The sequence below is a fragment of the Microcoleus sp. SVA1B4 genome (assembly GCF_036700545.1).
Taxonomy (GTDB): domain Bacteria; phylum Cyanobacteriota; class Cyanobacteriia; order Cyanobacteriales; family Microcoleaceae; genus Microcoleus.
Genome location: NZ_JAUBPB010000024.1, coordinates 15,516 through 34,647, shown reverse-complemented (window position 1 = coordinate 34,647; position 19,132 = coordinate 15,516). Strand labels below are relative to the sequence as shown.

Below are 19,132 nucleotides of genomic sequence, written 5' to 3'. Positions count from 1 at the left end.
TGCCTTACTGCCAAACAAACACTTTTGCTTCGTATTCCGGCAAGTCAATCATAATATTGTCATCGCCAGATTCAACATCATAATTCCCAGTCCATTCGTGCCAAGTTCCGTTTGCCGGAAAGTGGGGAACGCTGTAACCTGCTAGATAATTTTCCGACATATTCGCCACTACTACAACTCTCGAACCTTCATCGTTCCAGCGAGTGTAAGCAAAAACTTTCGAGTCGGGATCTTCGTGGAAAAACTCGATGTTTTCTGTGTAAAGTGCTTGGTTATTTTTACGCAGGTGAATCAAGCCTTTGTAGTATTCCCACAAACCTTTATTCAGGTCATTTCCTAGCAGCGTCCAGTCAATTTTAGATTGCTCAATAGTTTTGCCTTTGTATTCGCCAAATTCTTCGCCCATCCAAATCAGCGGCACGCCAACTGCTGTCATTAACAGCACGGTTCCCAACTTTGCCCGCTTGAAGGCGGCTTCATCCAAAATTCCCCGATCGCCAAATTCGGCAAAAATGCGATCGTGATCGTGATTACTCAAATAATTGACTACATTCGTAGCACCCAAGTAACCTTGCCGCTTGCAGTCGATTACCTCTTTGAGGCGTTCTAAATCAAAATTGTCCCCGCACAGTTGTGGAATTATCGAGTGATAGAAACTGTCGTGCCAGCAGCCGTCCATCGGCCCCTCTAGATTAGTGATGCTGGGATCGTCGGGAATGTATTCGGCAACGGTATAAAACGGTTTGGGGCCGGCGACATTTTTGGCTTCTTGAACTACCCAGTGCATGAAATCGTAGTTAGCTATTTGTCGCGCCGCGTCGAAACGAATGCCGTCGAGATGATATTCTTGAACCCAATAGCGGACTGTATCGCCAGCAAATCTGCGCGCCGGGAAAGTTCCTAAATTTTCGTCGTAAAATTCGTAGTTAAATTCCGGGCCCCAATTGTTATCTGGATCGCGGGGTTCGTGGTGATACCAATAATCGTGATCGATTTGAGTGAGGGGGCTCGATGATTCCGAGTGGTTGTAAATACCGTCGATGATGACGCGAATCCCCCGCCCGTGACACTCGTCTATCAGGTTTTTGAGTTCTTCTGTGGTTCCGTAGCTGGACTCGGTAGCGAAGAAGTAGCGAGGGTTGTAGCCCCAACTGTAGTCGCCTGGGTATTCTTTGAGGGGCATGAGTTCGATCGCGTTGACGCCGAGTTCGACTAGGTAATCGAGTTTTTCGACGACGTGCTTGTACTTGCCGCGGGCTAGGGGATCGTCTTCGCCACCGGAAAAGTCGGCAACGTGCATTTCGTAAATCACTAATTCCCGATCGGCTGGTAGCGGTTTGTCATCGTGTTTCCAGACGTAGGTATCGACAATGCGCGAGCCATCTTTGATCCGAACAATGCCGTTTTGAGTAGGATCGTCGATATCAGTCGCGTAGGGATCGACCACATCTACCCACTGATCGGGTTCCAGAAACCAGCTTTTCGACTGAACGCGGAATTTGTATTGATAAACGCCATCCTCCAACTCAACTCGCGTGCGAAAAAAACCTTCTTCGTCCTTTTCCATCGGAATATCTTCCCAATTAGAAAAAGAGCCAATCACGGCAGCTCCTTTGTTGTAGGGAGCAAATAACTTGAATTCAATTGGGGCAGCCATAATACCTCTTTCTAAAATTTTTCAGTAGCAGTTGATACTTTTAATTTTACAAATTTAAGCGAACTCAGCATCACTCTACGGATATAATTTATTTAAGGCTTAACTCTTCCTAAAAGTATCGTAATCTAGTCTCTGTCTCTGCCTTTTATGAAGTGAAATCGCGCAGTATTGGCAGTGCGATCGAAATTTATCTCACTGGCGATCGCTCAACAATAAGTATTAGTAATATCATAGTTTTTTAGCATCTATCTTAAGGTATATTTACTTTTTAAAATTTTGAAAAAAATATCTGTACTGGGATAGATGCGGATTTAAACTCGATCTTTTTTTTAACAAGAAACAATTGCTCGGCTGGTACACACTGCCTGCCCTAATTTTTTGATAACAATTAGTCATTCGGTGTGCACTGCACACCCTTAATCAGTGACCGAAAGCCTCCAGGATACCCGCCCCGTGATTCATTCCAAAAGCAGACTCAGGACCCAGAAATAAAAAACGTGTATCCGATAAAGGAACCCCCGAATTTATCTCGCGCAAGTCAATGCTTCAATTCTTTAATCTAAAATCTAAAATCTCAAATCGATTGGCCGTAAGGTGCGCCCAGCGCACCCTACTTTTAACTTGATTTTGCCTGACGATCGGGCTTCATCCAACCAAGCCAGAACGCAGGGCGAGAACGGCTGCCTGAGTGCGGTCATCAGCGCACAACTTGTTCAAAATATTGCGGACGTGAGTCTTGACTGTACCGACGGTAATATAAAGCTTTTCGGCGATTGCAGCATTGCTGTAACCCTGTACGATCAGTTCCAAAACCTCTAATTCCCGCTCGGTTAAAGGGTAAGTCTCAATGATGTGACTAAACTCTGGTTCGGCAGCCTTAATGGTGACTCTTTTGCCCTCAGCCTTCGGTTCTTCCGGCGCTGGTTCCTGAGTGCGAGCTTGTTTGAGGACGATACGGGCGATCGCCGGATCGATCCAAGAGTTACCTTCGTGAGTTACTTTTACTACATCTAATAACTGATCGAAGCTAATATCTTTCATGCAGTAAGAGTCAGCTCCGGCGGCAAAAGCTGCCAGAACTTCTTCTTCATTGTCCTGAAAAGTCAGAATCAAAATTTTTGTATCAGGATCGGACTCCGCTACCGATTTCTTGAACTTTTGTGTAAGTTCAATACCATCAAAATCCGGCAACCCAATGTCTACAATTGCCACGTCAGGTTTTGAAGACTGAAGCAGTTTCAATCCCTCTGTAGCGTTAGCTGCATCGCCGACAACTTCTATCGTGTCCCGCTGTTGTAAAGCTGTGCGGATGCCAACTCTTGTCAGGTCATGGTCTTCTACCAAAGCAACGCGAATTTTACTCATCTTTCTTCCAATAGTCCGCTAAAGTTTTAAAATATCGTCAACTGACTCAGCTAAACTGAGTAAATTTGAGAATGTGTCCTGATTTAGGGTTTTACAGGTCGCACATCATTTTTAAGCATACTCATGGAGTCGCCAAGAATGCAAGTTAATTTTTAAGTTATTTTGCGGCGATGCCTGCACGAGCCTTCATCGGGACAGGTAAGCTCTCAATGTTTCAACATTTTAACTGAATTATCTGATTGTCCGCCCGTTGATAGAGGTAAAGATACCACTACCCCGATAGATTTAAAGTATAAAAAATTTTGATGCACTTGGGTTCTCAAAATCAATAAAGCTAGCAGCACGAGTCTTTAGCCGGTGTTAGGGCTCTAGTCCAATGCTTATTATTTATATAACCTGTTATGACTCAGTATCACGGCAATAAGTCTTTTCCCTCGGAGTTTTCCGACTCGGAAATCTTAGACAAAGTATCTGAAATAACATCCCCCCAACCGCAAGTTGGCGACAGCGAAACTCAGGACGATCGCCTGTGGTCGGCAATTCCTCACATAGTTTGGAAAACAAATGCTGACGGCTGGGCGACTTATTTCAGTCAGCGCTGGGAGGAGTACACCGGGCTACCAGCAGCAGCAGCTTTGGGTTTCGGCTATCTGGCGCGCGTCCACCCAGAAGACCGCCCTCGTCTATTGGCGAGATCGCACAGTTCTAAGTTCCCGCCGCCAAGCTACGAAATTATATTTCGTCTGCAGACGCGAGAGGGCACTTACCGCTGGAACGTGGCAAAAGGAGAGCCTGCTAACCCCGACAGTCAGGAAGTTTTGGAGTGGGTGGGAACCTACACAGATATGGAGCCGATCGAACAAACTCAACCCGATCCCGAAGCAGAACCAGAGTTTTGGCGGCATCAAGCGCGATCGGAAGCTAATTTCCAAGTAGAAAAATTGTGCGAAGCCCGGACGGTAATAAAGGCTGGGCAGGAGTTACAGGTGATAGAGCAGTTTACAAATATATTGAGCCAGCGGGCGGGTAGCTTGTGCCAGTTGTTGCAAGGCATTGCGGATGCGACTGTAGAGGCGATCGCAGGAGCGGAATTTTGCCTAGTTGCTCTCCTGGAGTCCGATTGCAGCGGCCTCAAACTCAGCGCTGTCGGGGGCACGGAAAACTTTGGTGGGGGCAAAACCCCGCACGTGCAAAACAAGTTGCTGTGGAAAGCATTTGCGACGGGAGAGTCTGTACTGTGGCGGTCGGAGTGCCGCAAAGGCTTGCTGCCGGCGGCGGCTTGTGCAGCGGCGATCGAGTCGGCGCAAAGCGGGCGTTTGGGTGTGCTCGCCATCGGCAACGGGAAAGACAGCATGGCGATTGACGGGCATACTCAGCAACTGCTGGCGGTGATGGGAAAACAAGCGGCGATGGCAATTAACAACGCACTGGCGCTCGAAAAATTAAAAAAGCAAGAACAGCTTTTAGACTTGCAAAACGAGCTGCTAATTCGCCAGCAGGAAGAACTGGAAAATCAGGGGCGACGCATTCAACAGCAAAAATTGAAACTGCTAGAAGCAGCCAAGTTAAAATCGCAATTTTTGGGCATCATGTCCCACGAATTGCGAACTCCCATGAATTCGATTATCGGCTTTTCCCAATTGCTGCTGCGCCAGCACAAACAAATGCTGACCGCCCAGCAAACAGAAATGGTGGGGCGCATTTTACATAACGGCAAAAATCTACTACTGCTGATTAACGATATCCTCGACCTCTCCAAAATCGAGAGTGGCCGCACAGAATTAAAAATTGAAAAATTTGATTTAGCGCATTTAGTAATGGATGTCGCCTTGGAATTCGGAAATCAAGCCACCGATAAGAATGTGGCATTGTCCGTCAGCGTGTGCTTGCAGCATCAGTTTATAGTTAATGACAAGTTGCGCCTGCGGCAAATTTTGGCTAATCTCGTTTCCAACGCGGTTAAATTCACACATGAGGGCAGCATCTATATTGAGGTGCGGGAATTAAATTGCGATCGGCTAATTATCACCGTTCGGGATACAGGAATCGGCATCTGTGAAACCGATCTTCCCCACATTTTCGACAAGTTCCACCAAGGCGACCAAACCACAACTCGCCAATATCCAGGCACTGGTTTAGGACTAGCTATTTGTGCCTCTTTAGTCAAGATGATCGACGGTACAATTATGGCCGAAAGTCAACCCAAAAAAGGTTCGACTTTTCGGATGGAATTCCCGCGAAAAGTTTATCCTAAAAAACTTACTTCCTGACTAAGGATCGCGAATTAAATAACTTACAATTTTAATTGTTATTGTGGGATGGGCGTCCCGCCCGTCCCACTTTCAAGAGTGGAAGTTATTTAATTCTCATTCCTAAGAGCAAAAAAAGGTGTTACCTACTAATTATAGCGGTAGGGTGCGCCGAGACGCACCCTACATATAGAGGTTTTGGGTAATTCCTTTATTCTTGAGTCCCTCTCTGCTAGGAGGAGAGTTTGTGTAGGATAGGTTGCAACAGCAGACTCTTATCTAAAGACTAGAAGTTTTCCCTACTTCTGCCTGAGTAGAAATTGGTTTAACATCGGTGTAGCCCATATTATTGGCTACGTCGCGCAGCACCGAAATTTGCTGTTCAAAATCAAGACCTTCAATTTGACCCAACACGCCATTGACAGCCTCAGTTGCCTCATATCCGTCGGGGATATCGACAATTGTTTCACCCATACCAATCGCCCAAGCATACCAAACTACCAACTGATTGTTAGCAGTTAAAGCTCCGTAAGCGTGAGAATAAGGCGTGTCGTCGCGGTTGACAATACCTCGCATGATATTCAGTTGTTGATCGGCCGAAAGCTTGTAAAAATCATCCAGCAGCATGGGAGCTAATTCTGGTTCGGCGGCGGCGGGAGCGGCTGGTGTAATTGAATCTCCCATTTTTTCATAAACAAAGTAGAGCAGCGCCAGCTTTTCATCTGTACCCAACCCGTTGATTGTCTGAACGATGTTTTGAGTGTCGTTGGAGAGAGAGTGAGGATTGGTGGCGGCGGGTGAGTTCATAAATCAAATTCCTTAAAAATGCTTCCAGAATATATAAATATCAACATTTGTAAGTGCCCGTCACCATCCCCGAGAGGTAATACGATTTTAGATTTTACATTTTAGATTTTAGATTAAACAATGGGGAATGGCTTAGTATGTATGGGTTTGGATATTGCCTAAAGCTGCATTCTTTTCGGAAAGTGGTGTAATTTTAAGGCACCACCCTAGAAGAAATCATCCTTAAGATAGAAGCCAACGATACATCTGCGGGTAGATGAAAAAGCCTGGGATTTAAGTAAGGATTGAGAAAGTGAATTGTTAAATAAAACTAGCAAGGAGTCGGCTATGTCGGAAATAAATACAGAACAAAATAACATTGAGAGCTTTGACGCTCAGCAAATCACTGAAAGCGCGGAAGCTGGAGAACAAAAGTTGCCGACCGTTGATGTATCAGCAGACTACGAAGCTTCAAAAGAATTCAGCGTTAGTGACATCGATCGCACGGGTGCCGGCGCTCAAGCTGCCGCCGCTGCAACTGCACCTAAATTTCCTATTCCCGCTGCTAAAGATATCGCAAAGCCTGCAGATAAAAGCGGCAATCCCGCTGATTTTCGTTCGATGGCTCAGGAAATTAAGCCCACAGGTACACCGGGCGAAGTTACCGACGATTTGATGCAGAAAGCGATCGATCTTGGTACTCCCGGCAGTTAATTTAGAAATTCTCCATCCTCGACGGACAACCTCTGTATTGTAGGGTGCTTATGACGCGCCTTCCCCCTATAATTCGCGCGTCAAACCACTTTTTATATAAGTCCTGCAAGTGACTGTACGATAAGCTGCAATACAGTAGGGACGGAACAAGGTTGTGTCCTTAAAAGCTGCAATAGGGTAGGGACACAACATTTTTGTGTCCTTAAAGCGTTAATTTTAACTCTCCCTAATCGCTTAATTTTAAGTCGATCGCCCGACAAATTTTGCCGACAGTGCGATCGCCCAAAATTTCAATTACTAAATCCACGCGATCGCCCTCCTCAACCATCGACTTAATAAATAACTCTGGATGCAGCGCTTTCCAGAAATATTCAACAAACCGATTAATTTCAGCTTCTGACATTCCCGACTTCCCCGCCGCCATCATTTCTCGTTCCGCCTGATTGCGCCAGACTTGAGAAATGCGATAATCTTGGGGATACAAAACCATCAACCGATCTAATCGGTTCCACAGCGGCAGATAGTCGTGCAGCTTCGCATTCATATCGCGCGCAAACTGACAGTCGCCGTCTGTGGAAATCGGAAACGGTGCACCCGCCAAAAACTCGTTTAATTTGGCATCAACCACCGGATTCACGCCGACAAACCAACCTTCAAAAAGTACAATATCGGCACCGGAAATAATTTCGGGTTGACTTCTATCTCCTGCACCTCCATAGGCTGATTTGTCAAACCTGGGAATTTCTATATTTTTATTAATTATATCCGGTTTGAGGGCATCCCATTTGGGATTGTCAACTGCTGCTAAGTTGTGAGTTAGAGAACCGCGCAACTTGTCTAAAACTGCGATTCCCAAGTCAATATCGTGAGTGCCCGGAGGGCCGCGCCAAATTAAACGCGGGTCTGCTTTTTGGAGTTGTTGGCGATCGGCATAAGTCTTGTAAAGATCGTCTAAAGAAAGGCTGACAGTAGAATATCCCAATTTTCCCAGAATCAGGCTTAAAACTTGGCATAAAGTAGTTTTTCCCGTTCCTTGCACTCCTAAAATTCCTTGAATTAAAGGACGGTTTAAACTTTGTTTTGCAGTCGATAATTGCATTGCCAGCGGCAGCCACAGATTCCACAAAGTTTCGAGAAAAACAGTTGACTTTAGGGGGAAAGTATGCAGTTCGTCAAGAAGAGAAAAGAATAAATCGGTTTTGCAGCGGACAACATCGGCTACACTGTCAGGAGTAATCCCAAAAGCGCGCGTTCGCGAAGCCCTCGAAGAGGATCGCAAATCATCCGCAAGTTCCCAAAAAGCCAGGTGCTCGAAGTCGGGAGCTTTTGGGCGATCGCCGGCTTGCCATCGATGTAAAATTTCAACAGGGGTTACAGTCGATCGATCCATATCCTAAAAACTCTCGCTAGCGGGGGCGGGTTTTGTACAATTACTATCTACAACCGACAAATATTTCCCCTCCTTTTAAGAGCCAAGTTTGAAAGCCTCCACAAATAAATTGTAAGTCACGCCAACTTTCAGAGCATTGAGCATATCCACCCAAAAAGAACGGGCTACAGGCCGCGGGCTGGCGTAAACCAACCAGTTGGCGAACTCCGTCAACAACACCAACAGCCCGGCCGCGATAATATCCCAATCTGCTGATTGTCCGGTGATTGTCGAAATAGCAGTTCCCAAAAAAGTGCCGAACAGCAGGCTAATTAGCAGTAGCGAAATCCGCCGCCAAGGATTGCTCAGCCAGCCTCGGAATCGCTCGCCCAGAACATCAATCAATCTGTTAATTCGGGTATTCTGCATAAAAAAAGTTATACCATTGGAGATTCGAGATTGGAGATTTGAGATGCGGAATTACTGATGAATATTGGGTTTTGGAGTACGGGCATAGAGTAGCACTTTTTTTTTCAACTGCTATTAAAAGCTATACCGATGAGTCAACAAATGCCCCTCCAGGCTAAATCCAAATTCTTACCGCGGTCAGTATGTCGCCATCTAAAATATAAAATTTAACATCTAAGATGGTATTAAGCGATTGGCGAATTATAGCAGAGAACGGTTAAGTCATTAAGTGTAACTGTATCTTGTGTCACAGCAGCCCCTGGTTTTACATTAAAAATAGTTAAGACTCATTGCGGGTGCAGTCTATCCTTTAAGCCTAAAATTTATGAATCTTAAAATTTACCAGCTCGTAATTGGAGTGTCGATCGTCCTAATTACAGGAATGTTTCTAGGACGTTTTGAAATCACTATCTCCAACGGTTCAAATCAGTCGAGCGATTGGCCCTCACAAGCCACCGCACACCCCCCCATACCCCCCATTTCCCCAGTTGCGACAGATTCAGCAGACACCGCTAGCGAGCCCAAACCCGACTCAACACCAACCCCCCCAGATCCAGAGGAGGAATTGCTTTCCTCAATCCCTGTAGATGCTAAAGCCTCCGGCCGTTTGCGCGTCAGCAACCGCAGCGAACACCCAGTGCGAGTGGCCCTGCTGTCGAAACGGCAAGCCAAGGAATCCTACGGCAAACCGGCGCACTGGGATTTTGCGCCGGGGGAAGGTGGCGGCAAGGGACTGATGCTATCGCTGCCGGAGGGAAAGTTACAAGTCAAACGGGGAGACATTTTAGTGGTTTTTGCTCAGGATGGTTCTCGTCGCTACTGGGGGCCTTTCGTCGCCGGGGAGACACCCTCGCCGGCTTGGAACAGCACAGCCGGAGAATGGCAATTAATTTTGCAGCCGTGAACGCTTAGCTGCAGGTGCGGAAATTTGGGTCGAGAAAGCCGGTCGATCCGGTCTTGTTGAGAATGGTGCGGCTATGTGAGTTTAACCTCACATAGTGGCACCATTCTCAAGAACAGGCTTTCCGGCCTGTTCCACAAAGAGTGAATTTTATTGTGGGGAGTAGGGGTTGGGCAGGAGAGCCAGCCCCTGAAAGGCTTGTTGAGAATGGTGCAACATCTCTGTTTAACTGATATCTTGCACCATTGTCAGCAACAGGCTTTCCGGCCTGTTCCACAAGAAAATTTATATATTGTGGAACAGGCCGGAAAGCCTGTTCATAAAAGCCTTGTTGAGAATGGTGTAACATCTGAGTTTAACCAGATTCGATCGACTTGGGAGTTTCGAGAATGCGAATCTTTCGGTAGACTCTCTATGCGAGCTAAAATTTAAAATCTAAAATCGCAGGAAGTTTGCGTGAAGGAAGTTATTAAAAATTTGTCAGAGTTTAGGAAGCGCCCGTTAGCGTTAGCGAAGCGATCCGAAGGAAAGCCCTCGAAGAGGATCGCACCAAAGCTGCTGTCGCTGTTATGGCTGTGCGCGATCGCCTGGGTAGGTTTCTTGTGGAATCTCGGCAACATCGGTTTAGTTGACGAAACCGAACCCTTGTTTGCCGAAGCCGCCCGTCAAATGACGCTGACAGGGGATTGGATCACTCCTTATTTCAACGGCGAAACGAGGTTTGACAAGCCGCCGTTGATTTACTGGCTGATGGCTGTGGCTTACCGCACGCTGGGTGTTAACGAATGGGCCGTGCGTCTTCCCTCGGCTTTGTGCGCGATCGGTCTGACTTGCCTCGGATTTTATACCCTCTCGAAATCGAAGGAAGAAGGAAGTTCGGCAACGGATTCTGTAACGGATGTAACGGATGTAACGGATGTCAGGAGGAAGGAAGAAGGGCACGACACGGATTCGGACATGGATACACGGATGAATGTAACTGTCTTTCCTCCCTCGTTCTCCCACTCTCCCACTCCCCCACTCTCCCCCTCTCCTAGTATTCCTATTTTTCTTTCTACTCCTTGGATTGGTGCGGCCCTAATAGCTTTAAATCCCCAAACTATTGCCTGGGGACGGACTGGCGTTTCAGATATGCTATTAGTTAGTTGTATGTGTTCCGCACTATTCGCATTTTTTCTCGGTTACACTCTAGAAGAACAGAGAGCAAAAGCAGAATTTTCCACTGTTCCCGCTTCGCGATTTCCCAATAAGTGGTATCTGACTTTTTACGTACTAATTGCCTTAGCAATTCTGGCTAAGGGGCCTGTGGGAATTGTCTTGCCAGCGCTGATTGTTGGCTGCTTCGGGCTTTATTTGGGAAATTTCCGGCAACTTTGGCGCGAAATGCGTCCGGTGTCTGGAATTTTAATTATTCTGGCGATCGCCCTGCCTTGGTACATTTTGGTTATTTTAGACAACGGTCAAACTTATATTGACAGCTTTTTTGGCTATCACAATTTCCAGCGTTTTACTGGAGTAGTCAACAAGCACTCCGCGCCTTGGTATTTTTACTTTTTTGTAGTGCTAGTTGGTTTTGCACCTTGGTCGATTTATTTGCCGGTGGCGATCGCCCGCACCCGTTTTTGGCAGCGCAGTTACTGGCGTCGTCAACCGCGATCGGCTCAGTTGAGTTTATTTGCCCTATTTTGGTTCGTCTGCATCTTTGGCTTTTTTACGATCGCCGTGACAAAATTGCCCAGTTATGTATTGCCTTTAATCCCCGCCGCTGCGATTTTGGTAACGCTGCTGTGGAGCGATATTATTGCAGGCAACGAACCTGAAAACAGGCGGATAAAGTTAGAAAAAAAACCGAATTCTTTACCGCGAGGGCTGTTAGCTACATACATTTTCAATGTCGTATTTTTATTAATTATAGCCGGAGCAACTTTCTACTGCTACAACTGGCTGGGAGACGACCCGGCAATGCCCAATTTTCCCCAAGCAATTCAGCAGTCGGGATTGCTGATTGTAGGCGGTACGATTTGGATAATTACAGCGGTGGCGATCGGACTTTTACTCTGGAAGCGGCAACAGCGCTGGATTTTGGTTGCTAACTTCATCGGGTTAGTAGCATTTATCATATTTGGTCTTACTCCGGCCTACAATTTGGTTGATATCAACCGCCAGTTACCTCTGAGACAGTTAGCACAGGTGGCAGTTCAACAAAAACTGCCCGGAGAAGAGTTTATTATGGTTGGTTTCTGGAAACCCAGTCTGGTTTTTTATACCCAAGAGCCGGTGACTTACTACCGAGCTGTCAGAAGGGCGATCGACTACATTAAGGAGTCTAAAAACCCAACTTCTCCCTCTATTTTGTTGCTGGGATATCCAGAGAAATTTGTGGAATTAGGATTGCAGCCAAATCAATATCAATTGTTGGACAGTCGGGGGGCTTACCAACTCGCCAGGGTTCCGAGAACAGCGTTTCGATAGTCCATTATACTGCGGTGTGAGCCGACCTATATGGTGTGAAAGTAGGGGCAATCCCCCCGTGGTTGCCCCGGAATTTGGATATGGTGCATCTAGAACTGTAAAAGCTATAATCTACTCACTACCTAAAACCCGAAGCTCGGAGCCTACAATGGTTTCAATTCTCAACAAACTCTCTTCGTTAATCCATGAGATTTGCATTGAAAAAGTCGATCGGTGGAAGTTGTTCAAATTTAGTGAATCGCTGCCACAGCGTATGGAAAATTTGTTAGAGAAGAAGAAGGACGATCGACTAATGGCAGAAGAGGCAGCCGAACTCGATGCCATTGGGGAATTAGATCGCATCTTTACCCATATCAATGCAAGGATGGCGGCTCAAGATGTCAATGAGTGAGCCGACGAGACAGACGGTTCGAGAAAGAGCGAGCTATTTATGTGAATACTGTCATTCCCCAGAACGTCTAAAGTATAATGTTGAAGTTCCGGTACGATCTACTCAACTTAGAAACATAACTTTGGCGAAAGTGCGGTATGATCTATCAATGAGAGTGTTATTATACCGCACTTCTGGTATAATTAATAGTTATATGGCAAGTTCATACTTTAATCGTAAGAAGTCAAATGTCATACTCATCTCTCGCAAACGTGGTATTTGCGGTCGGACGAAGCGGAGCAAATGGGGTATCGCTGCTTGGTACAGCAACTCTACTAAATAGTCCCGGAAAGTTTGTTACGGCTGCCCATGTTACTAATAAAGATGAGCAGAATCTAGTCGTGGTTGTAAAACCTTATAATTCGAGCATCAATGACTATCAAGATACTTCTGATTCTCAAGTTCAGATGATTCCGGTTCGCATTGAAGCTATTGACCCTTTCACAGATTTGTGTATTTTGTCTGCTGATATTGATGCGTTCTCTAATATATCGATAGGTAGCACAGATATTCTCAATTTTGGCAGTGTTGTTGATATTTTTGGTTATCCTCACGCAGATCATGGAAGATTGGTACTCACTCATCAACGAACTGAGATCGGCGCAAAAATATTAATTAAAAATGGAATAGTCAAAACCAAGCAAGTCGTACTGAACACTCAGGCTCGCCCCGGTCAATCTGGAAGCCCTATATTCTGTGCATACACTACATTCATGGTTGCTATCCTCATTGGGTCATATGCTCCAGGTGGTGGAGGTGGTATTTCATTGGCTGGAGTAGATCCGCATACCCTCCATCAGACTACTCATGCGGTCTCTGTTGAGTACGTTAGGGAAATGTTGTAGATATGGAAAATAAATTAGAACATTTATTTCAGGTTGATAATGAAGAGTGGCTCGCAACGCTGCCTAGATACCAACAAATAAGGATCAAGCAGCTAGTGGATTCCACTAACTCTTACGAAGAGGCAGCAAAACAGTGGCTGAATGCAATGCCAGAGAACACATTCCCATTTGGAGCCGAACAAGCGAGAAATCTATTTATTGAAAAAGTCCGGGATGAAATGGAAAAATTCTTAAGCGGCGATGAAAAATACGCTGATGAACACAAACAGCTATTTTCTTCGTCACAGGTACTACAAAAAACTCTTGTGAGTTCTGTTTCAGCAGCAATCGCCCCAGTAATAGGTACAGCAGCAGCCTACATCATGCCTGTTGTTGTTCTTGTATTCATGACAATGAGTAAGATGGCGGAGCCACCCCTTGTTATTGCAGCACAGAGTAGCAATGCAGTGTTATTTTCTGAAGCTGACTCAGCATCTGTGCAGGAGACACTGTATCTTCTCTCAGTGCCAGGGATGCGGGAATCGATTCGGGAAGGACTGGCAACGCCGATCGAGGAGTGCGCTAGGGAGTTGGAGTGGTGAATTGGAATCTGGTATATACTAAACAGGCACAGAAAGATGCCAAAAAGCTCGCTTCTAGCAATTTACGAGACAAAGCGCAAGAGTTACTCAACATCCTTCAAACCAATCCCTTTGAGAATCCGCCACCCTATGAGAAATTGGTGGGAGATTTGGAAGGTGCATATTCACGGCGAATCAACATTCAGCATCGTCTGGTGTACGAGGTGATTGAGTCCGAGAACACGGTAAAAATTTTGCGGATGTGGACGCATTATGAGTAGTGTTTCTAACAGGTTAACTAATACAGGGGTAGAGCGATCGCCCTTTAGACTGGTAACTTAGCCCACCATACGTGCCATAATCAGCCATATTCTCTGGTACGCGATCGCCTGAACCTATGGATGCGCTAATCGGCAAAACTTTACAGGGTGGAAAGTACACCCTCGAACAAGAATTGGGCCGCGGCGGCTTTGGAATAACTTTCAGGGCAAATCACCGCTATTTAGGACAGCCTGTAGTCATAAAAACCCTCAACGAATCTCTGCGGCAGCAACCCAATTTTGCTGAGTTCGATCGCAAGTTTCAAGACGAAGCGAGGCGGTTGGCTTCCTGCGTCCATCCCAATATTGTGCGCGTCAGCGATTTCTTTGTGGAAGACGGGCAGCCTTACATGGTGATGGACTACATAGCCGGTCAGAATTTGGGCGATGTAGTCGGTTCAAATAATCCGCTGCCAGAAAATCTTGCAATTCTCTACATAACTCAAATTGGCGCTGCTTTAAAAGTTGTTCATCAAAAGGGTTTGCTGCACCGAGATGTCAAGCCGCAAAACATTCTTTTGCGCCAAGGTACTCAGGAAGTCGTGCTGATTGACTTTGGCATTGCCCGCGAGTTTACTCCTGGTGCAACCCAAAGTCACACTAATATGGTGTCCGACGGCTACGCGCCCCCTGAACAGTATTTTGCCCAAGGAAAATATACGCCCGCAACAGATGTTTACGGTATGGCGGCGACGCTTTACACTTTATTGACAGCACAGGTGCCGGTGGCTGCAATTTTACGCACCAGCCAGCCGATGCCTTCACCCCGCGACTTGCAGCCTCAGCTAAGTGCCGCTGTCAGTTCTGGGGTGATGCGGGGGATGACGGTAGAAGCTCAAAATCGCCCTGCTAGCGTGGATGAGTGGCTGTCGCTGCTGCATGGGCAGCCTCATGGTGCAGCGTCGCCGAGCACCGGGCCGACAGTGGCGGTGATGCCGGGACACGGGCCTCAGTCGCCTGTGGGTTCGAGAACAGCGCCTGCTGTGGTGTCTTCTGGGCAAGGCAGCCGCAAGGTTTGGTGGATTTTGGGGTTCGTGGCGATCGCACTTATTGTGGCAGGTTTGGTCGGTATTGCTAGAGTTTTCTTCAACCGGCCGTCTTCGGAACCCGCACCTGTGGCCCAGGACGATCGCACTTCGGCCCCTGCTGATCCAGACGCGCGCTCAAACCCCGCACCAATTCCCGCGCCGACACCAACGCCACCACCAACTCCCAGAGAAACTCCGCAGGCTGCTGAAACTCCGCCTGCTGCTGAGACTCCAACCCCAGCGGGGGCGGGCACGGGGGCACCGCCCCTACAGACGCCAACACCAGAGCCTTCTCCCGAATCTGTCGAACCCACACCAACGGAAAAACTTGTTGACAAAGAGTTGCCGCCCGATCGATCGCCCGCACCCAGCGAACAACCGGGAACCAATTATCAGAAGACTCCCACAATCCCTGGGTATGCGGTTGGTACGCCGGAAAGTCAGATTTTAGCCGAATTGGGAGAACCCACTGACTCTCAAGCGCGGGGCTATTGGCCAAATACTCGCACCGCACTTTACGAAATATTGCCAAATCGGATTACTCTGGGCTACATTTACGATCGCGATTCAAGCGAGCTAGTACAAACAGAGGGTTCTTTTGCCCAGTCGGTGGACGATTTGGTAGTGCGAACCGCCTTAAATGGGATGGTGGGCGGCGCCAGCCGAGAGATTTTGCAGGGCTTGCGCGACGTGCAGCAGCGCCGGAGTAATCGCTTTACGTTTAGGAAAGGTTCGCTGGAAGGGACGATCGAACGCAATGAGCGCGATCGGATTTACATCGGCGTCTGGGACGAGAACTTGCATTAAACTTGGCAGCGCTGACATCCTGCACCCTTGTCAATAAACCTGGGCGGGCAAGATGCCCAACCCCTAATCCCCACAGGAAAACTCAACTCTTGTGGAACAGGCATCTTGCGTCAATAAACCTGGGCGGGCAAGATGCCCAACCCCTACTCCCCACAGGAAAACTCAACTCTTGTGGAACAGGCATCTTGCCTGTTCAAAAAAATGGTGCAAGATGTAAATATTCCCGACTCAGCTTTGTGCCAAAATCGAAAATCTAAAATCCCAAATCTAAAATCTAGTTGACGCAACACGAAATATTGTCTATAATTAGAGAACGCACGAGGGGCTGTAATGGTTTCGACAGGGTGGCGAAAGCTGCTCCGTGATGCAGGTCGAGAGGGAGTCTACTCTCGTTAATATCGGCTCAAAAAAAATAGTAAATGCGAACAACATCGTTCCTTTCGCTCGCAAAGCCGTAGCTGTAGCCTAAAAACTTCTTGAGCTTGGTTTAGAGTGTATGCCACCTCACTCCGTTAAAGGTAGCATAACAACCCCCAACGGATGCCCTAGCTAAACGTTTCTAGTCGGCTAGCTAGGAAAGCAATCACTAGAAAATCCCCCCATTTGGGATAAAGATGGTTCCCGCCCCGAGGATTAGAGGGGATAAACCTGTGAACGATCGGAAGGTAAATACCCGCTTTGGACGGCAGTTCGATTCTGCCCAGTTCCATAAAAGAAGTGACGTAAAATCAATGGTTTAAGCCATTTGAAAGCCACTTTAAAGCACTAAAAAGGGCAGAGAATTAATTCTCTGCCCTTTTTGTTTGGGCTATTTGGGTAGTCAGTTATTGTAGGGTGCGTCAGGGCGGATTTTTTTCACAACAGACGAAGAATATTCTCCCTGACGCACCCTACTTCCTAAAATCGTATAAGCGGTAGCCGTAGGGTGCGTCGCCAGCCTTCAATCCTCAAAAAAGATCGACAATCTCATAGCGACGCACCTGTTCTTTTGAAGGGCCCGTGGAAGCAACCCTCCGTTTCACTCCGCCCAATATTTTTGTCTTAAGCAAGCTTTTTTATAAATGGTATAAGGTGCGTCATCGGAGAAAACCTTAGTTTTTCGTGCTACATCCACAAATGACGCACCCTACAATCTCAAATCGTATAAGTTACCTACCCATTAGCTACGCTGCCGGCTCATATAATTAGAACTTCACCCTGTCTGTGCGTTCTTGGAGCCTGTCGGGCGATATACTATTAGGCGGTAAAGCATTAAAAATCTTTACAAAGACCCCGATTTCTAAGCCTACTCCTACAAAGGACGGGTGAAAAATTATATGCTGAGCGCTCAAAAGCTGGAAAAATGAACCCAGGAATTGACTTACAAGGAAGTTTTGTAGAAGCCCTGATGAATTTGGGCTTACCGGCGGACATCGCCCAACTGCTTTGGCTACCGCTGCCAATGTTGCTGATGATTGTCGCTGCCGTCTTCGGGGTACTGACTAGCGTCTGGCTGGAACGGAAAATTTCCGCCGCCGCTCAACAGCGGATAGGCCCGGAATTTATCGGCCCTCTGGGAGTGCTAGCACCCGTTGCTGATGGTCTGAAGTTGGTCTTCAAAGAAGACATTGTACCGGCAAAAGCTGACGCGCTGCTATTTACCCTAGGCCCGGTAATTGTGGTGATTCCAGTTTTTCTCTCCTACTTAATCGTGCCCTTCGGAGAGCATATGCTGATCGCCGATATGGGGACAGCAATATTTCTGTGGATTGCTCTTTCTAGCATTCAGCCGATCGGCTTGCTGATGTCCGGCTATGCTTCAAACAACAAATACGCCCTCCTCGGAGGACTCAGAGCCGCCGCTCAATCCCTCAGCTACGAAATTCCCCTAGCTTTGGCAGTATTGGCAGTTGTAATGATGTCCAATAGCCTCAGTACGATCGACATCGTACACCAGCAAGCCGGCTACGGCATTCTCGGCTGGAATATCTGGCGGCAACCAGCAGGTTTCCTGATTTTCTGGATCGCAGCACTAGCAGAATGCGAACGTTTACCCTTTGACCTTCCAGAAGCAGAAGAAGAATTGGTAGCAGGATATCAGACTGAGTACACAGGCATGAAATTTGCTTTGTACTATATCGCTTCCTACGTTAACCTCGTCCTTTCTTGCCTGTTAGTAGCAGTTTTGTACCTCGGCGGCTGGGAGTCCCCGATTCCTGTCGGAGTCCTGACAAATGCCCTAGGATTGAGCGAAACGACTCCTTGGTTGCAGGTAATTACCGGCTTGCTGGGCATTACAATGACCATGCTGAAAGCCTACTTTTTCTTGTTTCTGGCTGTTCTGCTCCGCTGGACTCTGCCGCGAGTTCGGATCGACCAATTGCTAAATTTGGGATGGAAGTTTTTACTTCCCGTTGCTTTAGTTAATTTGCTGTTGACCGCAGCTTTGAAGCTTGCCTTTCCCTTTGCTTTTGGCGGTTAATTCGTAATAGGTAACAGAACAGATAATAGCTAACCTAGAGTAGCTGTTAACTCTCATGACCTATTATCAATTAGCAATTACCAAAAACTCAAGTACAGAGAGAGAACACGATGCTAAAATTCCTCAATCAAGTAGGCGAATACGCCAAAGAGACTCTTCAAGCTGCTAAGTATATCGGTCAAGGGCTATCTGTTACTTTTGACCACATGAGACGCCGCCCGATTACGGTGCAGTATCCTTACGAGAAATTAATTCCTTCCGAACGTTTTCGGGGCAGAATTCACTTTGAATTTGACAAGTGCATCTCCTGCGAAGTTTGCGTTCGGGTGTGTCCGATCAACTTACCTGTAGTGGATTGGGAATTTAACAAAGAAACTAAGAAGAAGCAACTCAAGCACTACAGTATCGATTTCGGAGTGTGTATCTTCTGCGGCAACTGCGTAGAATATTGTCCGACTAATTGTTTGTCCATGACAGAAGAATACGAGTTAGCCGCCTACGAACGTCACGAATTGAATTATGACAACGTGGCCCTGGGACGTTTGCCCTACAAGGTTACAGATGACCCGATGGTGACACCGATGCGGGAATTCGCTTATTTGCCGAAAGGTGCGATCGACCCCCATGAAGTTTCCTACACCGATCGCCGCGCCGGTCTGCGTCCAGAGGAAATTATCGAAAAGTAAGTCATTAGTCATTA

17 protein-coding genes and 1 other RNA gene are annotated in these 19,132 nt (G+C 47.0%); 13 read left to right on the top strand and 5 right to left on the bottom strand.

Features of this window, described 5'->3' with window-relative positions; translation table 11 throughout:
• Positions 1–4: 4 nt before the first annotated feature.
• A complete protein-coding gene (locus QT987_RS13535; protein ID WP_333057023.1) occupies positions 5–1,657 on the bottom strand; it encodes an alpha-amylase family glycosyl hydrolase in 1,653 nt (550 codons plus the stop codon).
• Between the two features lie 645 nt (positions 1,658–2,302).
• Positions 2,303–3,022, bottom strand: a complete 720-nt coding sequence (locus QT987_RS13530) for a response regulator transcription factor (protein WP_333057024.1) — start codon at positions 3,020–3,022, stop codon at positions 2,303–2,305.
• Between the two features lie 401 nt (positions 3,023–3,423).
• On the opposite strand from QT987_RS13530, the gene QT987_RS13525 reads away from it, so the two are divergent.
• Complete coding sequence (locus QT987_RS13525; protein ID WP_333240623.1) at positions 3,424–5,292, top strand: PAS domain-containing sensor histidine kinase; 1,869 nt, start codon at positions 3,424–3,426, stop codon at positions 5,290–5,292.
• Between the two features lie 258 nt (positions 5,293–5,550).
• Here QT987_RS13525 and QT987_RS13520 read toward each other — a convergent pair whose 3' ends face one another.
• Positions 5,551–6,078 carry an orange carotenoid protein N-terminal domain-containing protein gene (locus QT987_RS13520; RefSeq protein WP_333240619.1) on the bottom strand — a complete coding sequence of 176 codons (528 nt, stop codon included), beginning with the start codon at positions 6,076–6,078 and terminating at the stop codon, positions 5,551–5,553.
• A 297-nt stretch (positions 6,079–6,375) separates the two neighbouring features.
• Here QT987_RS13520 and QT987_RS13515 point away from each other — a divergent pair, with 297 nt between their 5' ends.
• Positions 6,376–6,771: a hypothetical protein gene (locus QT987_RS13515; protein ID WP_333240614.1), complete on the top strand. Its 396-nt coding sequence runs from the start codon at positions 6,376–6,378 to the stop codon at positions 6,769–6,771.
• Between the two features lie 226 nt (positions 6,772–6,997).
• Here QT987_RS13515 and QT987_RS13510 read toward each other — a convergent pair whose 3' ends face one another.
• Together QT987_RS13510 and QT987_RS13505 are read right to left on the bottom strand one after the other, a co-directional pair.
• The gene (locus tag QT987_RS13510; RefSeq protein ID WP_333240611.1) at positions 6,998–8,161 is read right to left on the bottom strand and encodes a glycerate kinase; all 1,164 of its coding nucleotides are present in this window, start codon (positions 8,159–8,161) and stop codon (positions 6,998–7,000) included.
• A 75-nt stretch (positions 8,162–8,236) separates the two neighbouring features.
• Positions 8,237–8,569 carry a DUF565 domain-containing protein gene (locus QT987_RS13505; RefSeq protein WP_333240607.1) on the bottom strand — a complete coding sequence of 111 codons (333 nt, stop codon included), beginning with the start codon at positions 8,567–8,569 and terminating at the stop codon, positions 8,237–8,239.
• A 364-nt stretch (positions 8,570–8,933) separates the two neighbouring features.
• Here QT987_RS13505 and QT987_RS13500 point away from each other — a divergent pair, with 364 nt between their 5' ends.
• The 11 genes from QT987_RS13500 to ndhI all read left to right on the top strand — a co-directional run bounded on the left by QT987_RS13500 (position 8,934) and on the right by ndhI (position 19,118).
• Positions 8,934–9,512, top strand: coding sequence for a hypothetical protein (locus tag QT987_RS13500; RefSeq protein WP_333240605.1), 579 nt, complete (start codon positions 8,934–8,936; stop codon positions 9,510–9,512).
• A gap of 204 nt (positions 9,513–9,716) precedes the next feature.
• The gene (locus QT987_RS13495) at positions 9,717–9,941 is read left to right on the top strand and encodes a hypothetical protein (RefSeq protein WP_333240602.1); all 225 of its coding nucleotides are present in this window, start codon (positions 9,717–9,719) and stop codon (positions 9,939–9,941) included.
• Between the two features lie 24 nt (positions 9,942–9,965).
• On the top strand, positions 9,966–11,981 hold the full coding sequence (locus QT987_RS13490) for an ArnT family glycosyltransferase (protein ID WP_445299711.1): 2,016 nt from the start codon (positions 9,966–9,968) through the stop codon (positions 11,979–11,981).
• Between the two features lie 148 nt (positions 11,982–12,129).
• Complete coding sequence (locus tag QT987_RS13485; protein WP_333240598.1) at positions 12,130–12,372, top strand: hypothetical protein; 243 nt, start codon at positions 12,130–12,132, stop codon at positions 12,370–12,372.
• 227 nt (positions 12,373–12,599) lie between these two features.
• Positions 12,600–13,256, top strand: coding sequence for a serine protease (locus tag QT987_RS13480; RefSeq protein WP_333147328.1), 657 nt, complete (start codon positions 12,600–12,602; stop codon positions 13,254–13,256).
• Positions 13,257–13,258: 2 nt separating this feature from the next.
• Entirely contained in the window at positions 13,259–13,837 is a 579-nt protein-coding gene (locus QT987_RS13475) for a hypothetical protein (protein WP_333240596.1), read from the top strand.
• A complete protein-coding gene (locus QT987_RS13470) occupies positions 13,831–14,097 on the top strand; it encodes a Txe/YoeB family addiction module toxin (protein WP_333240594.1) in 267 nt (88 codons plus the stop codon). Before QT987_RS13475 ends, QT987_RS13470 begins: the two co-directional genes overlap by 7 nt.
• Positions 14,098–14,213: 116 nt before the next feature.
• Positions 14,214–15,971, top strand: coding sequence for a protein kinase domain-containing protein (locus QT987_RS13465; RefSeq protein ID WP_333240590.1), 1,758 nt, complete (start codon positions 14,214–14,216; stop codon positions 15,969–15,971).
• A gap of 321 nt (positions 15,972–16,292) precedes the next feature.
• Positions 16,293–16,683: a transfer-messenger RNA gene (gene ssrA / locus QT987_RS13460) on the top strand.
• Positions 16,684–17,313: 630 nt separating this feature from the next.
• A complete protein-coding gene (gene nuoH, locus QT987_RS13455; protein WP_333203108.1) occupies positions 17,314–18,432 on the top strand; it encodes an NADH-quinone oxidoreductase subunit NuoH in 1,119 nt (372 codons plus the stop codon).
• A gap of 110 nt (positions 18,433–18,542) precedes the next feature.
• Positions 18,543–19,118, top strand: a complete 576-nt coding sequence (gene ndhI, locus QT987_RS13450) for an NAD(P)H-quinone oxidoreductase subunit I (RefSeq protein WP_193975265.1) — start codon at positions 18,543–18,545, stop codon at positions 19,116–19,118.
• Positions 19,119–19,132 lie beyond the last annotated feature (14 nt).